The sequence below is a fragment of the Streptomyces sp. BK79 genome (genome assembly GCF_044142145.1).
Taxonomy (GTDB): Bacteria; Actinomycetota; Actinomycetes; order Streptomycetales; family Streptomycetaceae; genus Streptomyces.
On record NZ_JBHVOC010000071.1, the window covers coordinates 1 to 1,707 of the forward strand.

The following is a 1,707-nucleotide window of genomic DNA, read 5'->3' on the forward strand; positions in this document are numbered from 1 at the left end:
CGGCCGCCCCACGTATCCGCGCGCCAGGCCGGGGCCGGCGACGCAGATCTCGCCGGGGACGCCGACGGGGACCAGGCGGCGCTGCTGGTCCATCACGTAGATGCGGTGGTTCCAGGTGGCCGTGCCCACGGGGGCCTTGCGGGGCCAGGCGGTGACGTCCTCGGGGAGGGTGTAGGCGGTGACGACCTGCACTTCGGTGGAGCCGTAGTGGTTGTGCATCCGCAGGTCCGGGCAACGCTCGAACAGCGCGCGCAGGTCCTCGTCGAGGGCCAGGGGTTCGCCGGCCTGGCTGATGTGGCGCAGGGCGCTGAGGTCGGCATCCTGCTGCCGGGCCCGGGCGCACATCGCCCTGACCATCACGTTGGGCACGAACACCTGGTTGATCGCCTTGTCCGCCAGCCAGCGGACGAACTCCGCCGGGTCGCGGCGGGTGTCCGCTCGCGGGACGACCAGCGTCTCGCCGTACAGCAGGGCGGAGAGCACCTCCTGCACGGACACGTCGAAGGTGAGCTCGGTGAACTGGGCGGTACGGGTGCCCGGGCCGCCGGGAACGGCCACCTTCTGCCAGGCGAGCATATTGACGACGCAGCGGCCGGACATGGCGATGCCCTTCGGCTCACCGGTCGAGCCGGACGTGTGGACCACGTAGGCGAGGTGGTCGGGGGTGACGCCGCTGTCCGGTGTGGTGGTGGGGAGGGTGCGCAGGTGCTCCGCCAGGTCGGGCAGGAGTACGGCGTCGACCGTGGGCGGGAACAGGTGGCGGGCGGTCCGGTCCGTCACGGCCGTCGTCATCCGGGCGTTGTCGGCCATGCGGTGGACGCGGTCGGCCGGGTGGTCCGGGCTGACGGGTACGTACGCCGCGCCCGCCTGGAGGATGCCGACCAGGCCGACGAACATGTCGATGCCGCGGGGCAGGCACAGGCCGACCATGCTGTCCGGGCCGGCCCCCAGGGACCGCAGGTGGTGGGCCAACTGGTTGGCCCTGGCGATGAGTTCGGCGTAGGTGAGGGTCTGGTCCTCGTACTCGACGGCGACGAGGTCCGGGGTACGGGCCGCCTGCTCGGTCAGCAGTCGCGGCAGCGACCGGACGTCGACGGGGACCTCGCCGGCGTCCCGGGCGGCGCGCAGGAGTGCGCTCTCGGTGTCGTCGAGGAGGGAGACGTGGGAGATGGGCCGGTCGGGGTCCGCCAGGAGCCGGCGCAGGGCGGTGTCGAGGTGGCGGACGAACCGCTCGACGGTGCTGTGGTCGAACAGCGCGCGGCTGTAGACGACGGGGCCGGAGACGCTGCCGTCCTCGTTCTCGACGAGGTGGACCTCGAGGTCGACGCGGGTGGTGACGTCGGCCCCCTCGAACAGCTCGACCTGGGCGCCCGGCAACGGCACGCGAGTGAAGGGGGTGTTGACGATCTGGAACATGACCTGGACGAGGGGGTGGCGTGAGAGGTCGCGTTCGGGCTGGAGCCGCTCCACGAGGTACTCGAAGGGAAGATCCTGATGCGCGTACGCACCCAACGCGGTCTCCCGCACCCGCCCCACCAACTCACGAAACGACGGATCCCCCGACACATCCGTCCGCAACACCAGCGTATTGACGAAGAACCCGACCAGACCCTCCAACTCACGCCGCGGCCGATTCGCCACCGGCGAACCCACCACCACATCCTCCACCCCGCAATACCGCCCCAACACCACCTTGAACGCCGCCAA

The 1,707-nt window shown here is 71.1% G+C and carries 1 protein-coding gene; it reads right to left on the reverse strand.

Annotated features, from left to right (window positions below; translation table 11 throughout):
• Positions 1-1,707 (reverse strand): AMP-binding protein (locus ACFIF2_RS35795; protein WP_395577470.1); only part of this gene is annotated, 1,707 nt, incomplete at its 3' end.